This is a genomic window from Sulfitobacter sp. HI0129, assembly GCF_001635395.1.
GTDB lineage: Bacteria > Pseudomonadota > Alphaproteobacteria > Rhodobacterales > Rhodobacteraceae > Sulfitobacter.
In genome coordinates, this window is record NZ_LWGH01000025.1 from 1 (window position 1) to 8,599 (window position 8,599).

Sequence of the window (8,599 nt, forward strand, 5' to 3'; positions counted from 1 at the left end):
GGGGCCGGACAGCAGACTGAATACCGTGATGGCGGCTGCGCCGAAGGCTTTCGTGGCCTGGGACCGAGCCGTTGCTGTGTAGCTTAACATCAGGATTCTCCTTCAATAACTCTGGCGAGCACCCTCCTTTTTNGGGTCCGTGCCGGGTAAGTGTCCATTCACAAATGGGTGCGACTTGGCCCAAGGAAACCCCTGATGCGCAGATGCCACTATTCCTGACACAAACGCACCGAAACGCCGATTTGCGCAAAAACTTGCCTAAACTTGTCGTGATCCGGAACCGTCCGGATTCATCTCTTGGTTCGATTTGGGGCCTATGTAATAACGATGTTGCATCTGGGGATGAGATGTATTGCCCATGTAACATCTTGGGTACGACTTAGGCAGATTGGGACAGGAACACATGACAGGCACATGCTCTTCGGGGATGACCCGGCGCGCCCTCTTGGGTGCATTCGCAGCAACCACACTCACAGCAGCACCGACATTCGGCAACGCGGCAGGCTTCCTGCGTGGCGCGGGCGATATCCGCCGCGTTCGGATGTATTCGGGCCGCACCGGTGAACGGATCGATATGATCTACTGGATCGAAGGCCAGTACATCGCGGATGCTGTCAAGGAAATCAACTACTTCATGCGCGATTGGCGCACCGATGGCATCGCCAATATCGACCTGCGCACCGTTGATATCATGGCAGCCGCGCATAATCTTCTGGATGTCAGCGAACCTTATATGCTGCTTTCCGGCTATCGCAGCCCCAAGACGAACGCGATGTTGCGCTCCCGCTCAGGCGGCGTTGCAAAGAATTCGCTGCATATGAAGGGTCAGGCGGCCGATCTGCGGCTTTCCTCACGCTCCGTTCATCAGGTGGCGCGGGCAGCCATTGCATGCAACGCAGGCGGGGTCGGACGTTATTCAAACTCCAACTTCACCCACATGGATTGCGGCAACGTACGCAGCTGGGGCGGCTGAGCCACCCATCTTCGCTGCTATGTAAAAACGGGCGCCTTCGGGCGCCTCTTTTTTTTTGGAAGCGGACAGGGGAGTGTCCGCAGTCAGTCAAGCGATTTTACATCGTCTGCAGAGGGAACCCCGCCAAGACGAAGTGGTTCCGAAAAAAATCAGAAAAAATTACGGCGGTGTGGAAGAGTGGCGGACCATAGAGGATTCGAACCTCTGGCCTCTGCCTTCGGAGGGCAGCGCTCTATCCAGCTGAGCTAATGGTCCACGGCTGCGGTATAGCCACGCGCACCGCGTCCTGCAAACACAAAACGCCTATCCGAAGAGATCATGTGCGAGTTCAAGCGCCTCGACCAACGTATCGACTTCTTCCTTGGTGTTATAGAGCCCGAAGGAGGCGCGGCAGGTCGCCGTCACACCCAGATGTGCCATGAGCGGCCCGGCGCAGTGATGCCCCGCGCGCACGGCGACACCCTTCTTGTCGAGGATGGTCGAAATATCATGGGCATGGGCGGCACCGCTGAGCGTGAAGCTGAAAATCGCGGCCTTGTCCGGCGTGCGGCCCTGCATCTGCAACCAGTTGAGATCCCCCAGCCGCGCCGCCGCGTAATCCCGCAGGGAATCCTCATGCGCCGCGATCTTGTCCATCCCGAGGTCCATCATGTATTCCAGCGCCGTGCCAAGGCCGATGGTCGCGACAATCCCGGGGGTGCCCGCCTCGAACTTCATCGGGGGGTCGTTATAGGTCACGTTGTCCTTGGTGACTTCGCGGATCATGTCACCGCCACCGATAAAGGGACGCATCTCTGCCATGCGTTCGGACTTGATGTAAATCGCGCCGGAACCCGAGGGACCGTAGAGCTTGTGCCCGGTCACCGCATAGAAATCGCAGCCGATGTCCGCCACGTCCACCGGCATGTGAACCGCCGCCTGCGACCCGTCGACCAGCACCGGCACACCACGTTCATGGGCGGCCTGCGTGATCGTCTTCACATCGACCTTGGTGCCCAGAACGTTGGAAAGATGGGTGATCGCCACCAGCTTCGTGCGCGGACCTATGGCGTCGATCACGGCCTGCGGGTCCAGTGCGCCGGTCTCATCGGTATCGACCCACCGCAGCTTGACGCCCTGCCGTTCGCGCAGGAAATGCCAGGGCACGATGTTGGCGTGATGCTCCATCACGCTCAGCAGGATTTCGTCGCCCGCTTCCATGCGGGGCATGGCCCAGCCATAGGCCACGAGGTTGATCCCCTCGGTGGTGCCTGAATTCAGAACGATCTCATGCTCCGATTTCGCCCCGAGAAACCGCGCCATGGTGCCCCGCACCGCTTCGTATCGGTCGGTGGCGAGGTTCGACAGGTAATGCAGACCCCGGTGCACATTGGCGTATTCCATGGAATAGGCCTGCGTCATGGCGTCGATCACGACCTGCGGCTTCTGCGCCGAAGCGCCATTGTCCAGATAGACCAGCGGCTTGCCGTTCACTTCGCGCGAAAGGATTGGAAATTCGCTGCGGATTTGCGCGATATCATACATTCGGAAGTACCCCTTGGGCGACGGCCCCAACCAGCGACAACAGGATCCCCAGACCGAGGACAAGCCCCACCGCACCCAGCACCAATGTTCCCAGCGCATGCAGCAGTGAGGGCAGGCCAAGCGCCGCGGTAATGAAATGAAGCAGGATCCACAGACCCCAGACACCGATCAGAACGGACATCAGCAGCGACAACCCGGGAAACAGGCCCGCCAGCGCAAAGACGATCAGTTGCGCCCCGGCCCGCAATGTCTGCAGCCAGATGACCAGCGCGAGCAGATGCCCCAGATCACCCTTGCCGCCCAGCGCCCTGCCCGCCCAGAAGATCGCCTGAACGTAAACGACCAGCACTCCCGCGATGAGTACGAAGAGCACCAGCGGCATGTTGAAATAGCCGGGCAGTTGCACGCCCTGCCCCGCAAAGGACATCAGGACAGAGATCACAAGCGTGTTGATCGCCGCCACCAAGGCCAGCGCGGTCCAGAGCACATCACGGTTGAGGTTGAGCGTGCCGATCAGCCGCGCGGCCTCTTTCGGGTCGCGCAGGGTTGTGACGATCAGTGGCATGACATCGGCCCCGGTCATCCCGCACGCCCCCATTCGGCGACGTAGAACCCGGTGAGCCAGAACCACAGGAACACGCAGAGCCAGACCAGACCGACCAGCGTCAACTCGATCCCCGTGCCGATGAAACCGGCCGTCAGACCGTGCAGCAACACGATGGGGCTGGAGGCGAGCAACGCCCAGAAGAGGGCGATCCGCGCGTCATAGCCGCACCCCCTGCCCCCGACAACCCGCGCCAGCAGATGGGTGATGCCCGCGATCAGGTAAAGCAGCAGCGGCGCGATGAAGAGCCATGCCATCATCGTGGCGCCCAACAGCATGTTGAGTTCGACCCCCGCCAGATGTGCTTCGCGGGCCAGCCGCGGGGTCTGGGCCACGAAAAAGATGAGGCAGGCCGCCATCAGATAGATAAGCGCCCTGTCCTCCCGCGCGTCGCCCGACAGCAGCCGGGCGAACACCCGTCGCGGCCCGCGATAGGTGGCCACGATATCCCGCGAGGCCGCCATCAGCCGCGATGACGTTCGAGCCAGGAGGCGAGCCGGTCGTTGATGGCATCGCGCAGCTCTTCGGCGGCGATCTCCTCCACCGCTTCGGCGAGGAACGCGAGCGTCAGCAGATCGGTCGCCACATGCTTTTCGACGCCGCGCGCCCGCAGATAGAACAGCGCGTCCTCATCGATCGCGCCGGATGTCGACCCGTGCGAACAGGCCACGTCGTCGGCGTAGATCTCAAGCTCCGGCTTGGCAAGGAACTGGCTGTCTTCGTCCAGCAGCAGCGATTGGCTGATCTGGTAGCCGTCCGTCTTCTGCGCGCCGTCCTTCACGAGGATCTTGCCCTGAAAAACGCCGACCGCCCCGTTGCGAAGGACCTTCTTGAACACCTGCCGGCTTTCGCAATTCACCGCGTCGTGGGTGATGAAGACCGTGTCGTCATGGTGGAAATCCCCGTCCCCGACGCAGGCACCGGCGACATGGGCATTGGCATCATCGCCCGTCAGCTCGATGACGCATTCATTGCGCGTCAGCGCGCCGTTCACCGTCACGGTGAAGGATTTGAAGAAAGACTCCTCCCCCAGCCGGGCAAAGACATGCGTCGCGGCGCGGCGCTCATGGTCGCGGCCCTGGGCGCGGACATGGTGGAAATGCCCGTGGTCCGCCACATCCACTTCCATCACGGTATTGAGCCGTGCAGCAGCGGGGCCGTTTTCGAGCACGGTCACCTCGGCGTCCTTCTCCACCTTCACGCAGTAGTGCAGCATCACGTCGGAACTATCTGAATTCCTGCGATATATCAGGTTGACCGGGCGGCTGACCTTCCCGGTCACACGGATCAGAACACCCTCCTTCGCGAAGGCGGTGTTTACGGCTGCGAGCGGACGCTCCACGGGTTTCTGACCCCGCGCCTCAAGCGTGCCATAGAGATCACGCGCCCAGTGCAGATCGCCCTCCGCGCGGGAAAGCAATTCGATCTCCAGCCCTTCCTGCGACAGGTCGTCGGAGGCATCCGCGTCGAACACCCCGTCAACGAAGACGAGCTTCAGCCGGTCCATTCCGTCGAAAAGCGGCGCTTCGTCGGACTTGAGCAGGGCTGCTGCCACCGGCTCCGCCGCCGTCAGGCTGTCGGGGCGGGTGTATTTCCAGTATTCATCACGCCGCTGGGGCAGGCCCATGGCGGTGGCCCGGGCCAGCGCGTCTTCGCGCGCCGTCCGGCTCCAGCCCTCGGCCTCGATCCTGTGCTGGGCGATCAGGTCGTCGGTTTCGGATGTAGTCGCTTGCATGGCCGTCATCACGCCACCTCGGACAGGATGCCGGCGTAACCGTTGTTCTCGACCTCGAGCGCCAGTTCCGGACCGCCCGTCTTGACGATGCGGCCATCGGCCATGATGTGCACGACGTCCGGTTTGATGTGGTCCAGCAGGCGCTGGTAGTGGGTGATCACCAGAAAGCCGCGCCCTTCGGTCCGCAGCGCGTTGACGCCTTCGGCCACGAGCTTCATCGCGTCCACGTCAAGCCCGCTGTCGGTTTCGTCCAGCACGCACATCTTTGGTTCCAGCATGGCCATCTGCAGGATCTCGTTGCGCTTCTTCTCGCCGCCCGAAAAGCCCATGTTTACGGGCCGCTTCAGCATGTCGGCGTCGATCTTGAGATCCTTCGCCTTGGCGCGGATCACCTTGAGGAAATCGCCCGCGGACATTTCTTCTTCGCCGCGCGCCTTGCGCTGTGCGTTCACCGCGGTGCGCAGGAAGGTCATGTTGCCGACGCCCGGAATTTCGACCGGGTATTGGAAAGCGAGGAAGAGGCCCGCGGCGGCGCGTTCCTCCGGTTCCATGTCCAGCAGGTCTTCGCCTTCGAGCGTGGCGGAACCTTCGGTGACTTCATAGCCGTCCTTGCCGGAAAGCACGTAGCTGAGCGTGGATTTGCCCGATCCGTTCGGCCCCATGATGGCGTGGACCTTGCCGGCCTCGACCTCAAGGTCGACTCCCTTAAGGATCTGCTTGTCTTCTTCTTCGAGTTTGACCTTCAGGCCCTTGATGCTCAGCATGGCTGGCTCCTTTTCTTCAATTTCATGGCCATGCCGGGGCATGGCGTTTCTGTCTCTTTCGGCCCGGGAAGGGCTGGTTCAGGCGGCATGCTCCTGCCGGAGCTGCACGGGAAAACTGCGCCGAAGCGCGGCCCGCGCCGCATCGATGGCGGGTTGATAGGGCAGCGGCGCATCCGGGTCCGGCAGCGTGTGGTCTGCCACCGCATCCAGCGGCAGCGGCGCGCGCATGTCCCGCCCGAGCGAGGCCGCGTAGTCATGATATTTGAGCCGCCCCTGCCCCTTGGGGTCGACCCATGTATTGCTGACCCCGTATGCATCCGCGACCACGAGGCCATGGAGCGAGGAGGCAAAGACATGGCGGCAGCCCGCGATGGCCTCGCATACCTGATCCGCCGGATCGCGCGGGTCGATAAGCGTAAGCTCGGGGTGCGCGCGAACAAAGGCCTGCGTGTCCGGATCGTCCATCAGCGAGTGATGGGGCAGGAAACCCAATGCCTCCCGCCGCTGCCCGCCAGCGGGCCAGACGTCTGAGATGAGCAGCCCCGGGTCGCCGAAACTGTCCGTCTCGATCCCCAGAAGCGATGCCGTCACCGGCCCCCGCACAAGGGCGAATTGCACCTTGCCCATCAGCCGGTCCCCCCGGATCGCGCGCAGCGCGCCCGATCCCCAGATCACCGGACGGGTGTCGGGCGGCGTGCCTTCGGTAAAGACCCGCCGCACCACGTTCAGCAGCGAGCCGATCGCGAACATCTCCGCATCCTTCGGCGCGGCATGCCGCACCTCGCGGCCTGCAAGATGGCCGACAATGACCGGGCTGATTGCGTCGCCGAAGTTGGGCACCGCGTTCCACCAGTACAGCCGCAGGGGCGTCATATGATCACGCGCCGCCAAGGGTGCTACCCGACGGAACCTTCAAGCGAGATCGCCACCAGCGCCTGCGCTTCCATGGCGAATTCCATCGGCAGCGCCTGAAGCACGTCCTTGCAGAACCCGTTCACCACCAGCGCCACGGCCTCTTCCTCGTCCATGCCCCGGCTGCGGCAATAGAAAAGCTGGTCGTCATCCACCTTGGATGTCGTGGCCTCGTGCTCCACCCGGGACGAGTTGTTCTTCACCTCGATGTAGGGAACCGTATGCGCCCCGCACTCCGACCCGATCAACAGGCTGTCACACTGGGTATAGTTGCGCGATTCGTTGGCCTTGGGGTGCATCGTCACAAGGCCCCGGTAGGTGTTCTGCGCCTTGCCCGCCGAGATGCCCTTGGACACGATGCGCGACTTGGTGCGCTTGCCGAGGTGGATCATCTTGGTGCCGGTGTCGGCCTGCTGCATGTTGTTGGTGATGGCGATGGAATAGAACTCGCCCTGGCTGTCATCGCCCCGCAGGATGCAGGACGGGTACTTCCACGTGACGGCGGAGCCGGTCTCGACCTGCGTCCACATCACCTTGGCCCGGTCACCCCGGCAATCGGCACGCTTGGTCACGAAATTGTAGATGCCGCCCTTGCCGTTCTCGTCCCCGGGATACCAGTTCTGAACGGTGGAATATTTCACCTCGGCGTCTTCCTCCACCACGATCTCGACCACGGCGGCGTGCAACTGCGACTCGTCCCGCTGGGGTGCCGTGCAGCCTTCGAGGTAGGAGACATATGACCCCTTGTCGGCGATGATCAGCGTCCGCTCGAACTGGCCGGTGTTTTCCGCATTGATCCGGAAGTAGGTCGACAGTTCCATCGGGCAGCGCACGCCCGGAGGCACGTAAACGAAGGAGCCATCGGAGAAGACGGCGGAGTTGAGCGTGGCGTAGAAGTTATCGTTCACCGGCACGACGGAGCCGAGGTACTTCTTCACCAGATCGGGATATTCCCGGATCGCTTCGGAGATGGAGCAGAAGATGACCCCCGCCTTCTTCAGCTCCTCCTGAAAGGTCGTGCCGACAGATACGGAATCGAAGACCGCGTCGACAGCGACCTTGCGCCCTTCGGCAGGCGCGGCTTCGGCCCCTTCGACACCGGCCAGAACCATCTGTTCCTTCAGCGGGATGCCCAGCTTGTCATAGGTCGCCAGCAGCTTGGGGTCGACCTCGTCCAGCGACTTGGGCTTGACCGCCATGCTCTTGGGCCGGGCGTAATAATATTGTTCCTGAAAGTCGATCTCGGGATAATCGACCATCGCCCAGTCAGGCTCCTTCTTTTGCAACCAGCGCTCATAGGCCGCCAGCCGCCAGTCGGTCATCCACTGGGGTTCTTCGTTCTTTTCAGAGATCAGCCGCACGATGTCCGGGGTCAGTCCCTTCGGCGCGTAGTCCATCTCGATGTCGGTCGACCAGCCATATTTGTACTTGCCGCCCACTTCGCGCACGGCATCGACGGTTTCCTGATCGACGCCTTCCTTGACGTCCGTCTGCTTATCGACAATCGCATTTTCCAAGATTTTCATCCTTTATGCCGGGCTGTCAGGCGGCCCGCTTCGCGTGTTTCATGTACTTGGCGGTCCAAGTTTCGACGAACCGCAATATCTCTTCCCGGGTGGTCTCCGGCCCGAGCGACACCCGGATCGCGCTCGCAGCTTCTATTTCATCGTATCCCATGGCGCGCAACACCGCGCTGGCGCGAACCTTGCCGCTGGAACAGGCCGATCCGGCGGAAACGGCAAAGCCCGAAAGGTCCATCTGCATGACCTGTGTCTCGCCCTTCCAGCCGGGTGTGAGAAGGCAGGAGGTATTGGGCAGGCGGGCGCTGTCTTTCCCTACAAAAATAGTGGGTGATCCACTCTCCGCAAGGGAGGTCTCCAGCAAATCGCGCAGTTGCGACACTTCTTCCCACCGGCCTGCGGCCACATCCGCGGCAGCCGCTTCGGCTGCGGCACCAAACCCGGCGATGCCGACGATGTTTTCCGTACCGGAACGCCGGCCCATTTCCTGCCCGCCGCCCCGGATCTGCGCCTGCAGCTCCTGACCACGGCGCAGGACCAAGGCCCCCACACCCTTCGGCCCGCCCA

At 62.3% G+C, this 8,599-nt stretch carries 9 protein-coding genes and 1 tRNA gene; 1 reads left to right on the top strand and 9 read right to left on the bottom strand.

Annotated features, from left to right (window positions below):
- The first annotated feature begins 403 nt into the window (after positions 1–403).
- Entirely contained in the window at positions 404–973 is a 570-nt protein-coding gene (locus tag A3764_RS00285) for a YcbK family protein (protein ID WP_067923711.1), read from the top strand.
- 178 nt (positions 974–1,151) lie between these two features.
- Here A3764_RS00285 and A3764_RS00290 read toward each other — a convergent pair.
- The 9 genes from A3764_RS00290 to A3764_RS00330 form a co-directional block, all read right to left on the bottom strand.
- A tRNA-Arg gene (locus tag A3764_RS00290) sits at positions 1,152–1,228 on the bottom strand.
- 48 nt (positions 1,229–1,276) lie between these two features.
- Entirely contained in the window at positions 1,277–2,497 is a 1,221-nt protein-coding gene (locus tag A3764_RS00295; protein ID WP_067951016.1) for a cysteine desulfurase, read from the bottom strand.
- Positions 2,490–3,080 (bottom strand): Yip1 family protein, encoded by a 591-nt coding sequence (locus tag A3764_RS00300; RefSeq protein ID WP_067923385.1) that lies wholly within the window; start codon positions 3,078–3,080, stop codon positions 2,490–2,492. Before A3764_RS00300 ends, A3764_RS00295 begins: the two co-directional genes overlap by 8 nt.
- Positions 3,077–3,565, bottom strand: a complete 489-nt coding sequence (locus A3764_RS00305) for a hypothetical protein (protein ID WP_067923388.1) — start codon at positions 3,563–3,565, stop codon at positions 3,077–3,079. Before A3764_RS00305 ends, A3764_RS00300 begins: the two co-directional genes overlap by 4 nt.
- Positions 3,565–4,836 carry a SufB/SufD family protein gene (locus tag A3764_RS00310; protein ID WP_236627968.1) on the bottom strand — a complete coding sequence of 424 codons (1,272 nt, stop codon included), beginning with the start codon at positions 4,834–4,836 and terminating at the stop codon, positions 3,565–3,567. Before A3764_RS00310 ends, A3764_RS00305 begins: the two co-directional genes overlap by 1 nt.
- An 8-nt stretch (positions 4,837–4,844) precedes the next feature.
- Positions 4,845–5,600: a Fe-S cluster assembly ATPase SufC gene (gene sufC, locus A3764_RS00315; RefSeq protein WP_067921505.1), complete on the bottom strand. Its 756-nt coding sequence runs from the start codon at positions 5,598–5,600 to the stop codon at positions 4,845–4,847.
- A 78-nt stretch (positions 5,601–5,678) separates the two neighbouring features.
- Entirely contained in the window at positions 5,679–6,491 is an 813-nt protein-coding gene (locus A3764_RS00320) for a polysaccharide pyruvyl transferase family protein (protein ID WP_236627969.1), read from the bottom strand.
- Between the two features lie 5 nt (positions 6,492–6,496).
- Positions 6,497–8,029, bottom strand: coding sequence for a Fe-S cluster assembly protein SufB (gene sufB / locus A3764_RS00325; protein ID WP_443069084.1), 1,533 nt, complete (start codon positions 8,027–8,029; stop codon positions 6,497–6,499).
- Positions 8,030–8,054: 25 nt separating this feature from the next.
- On the bottom strand, positions 8,055–8,599 hold a 545-nt coding region (locus A3764_RS00330; protein ID WP_150122009.1), incomplete at its 5' end, for an aminotransferase class V-fold PLP-dependent enzyme.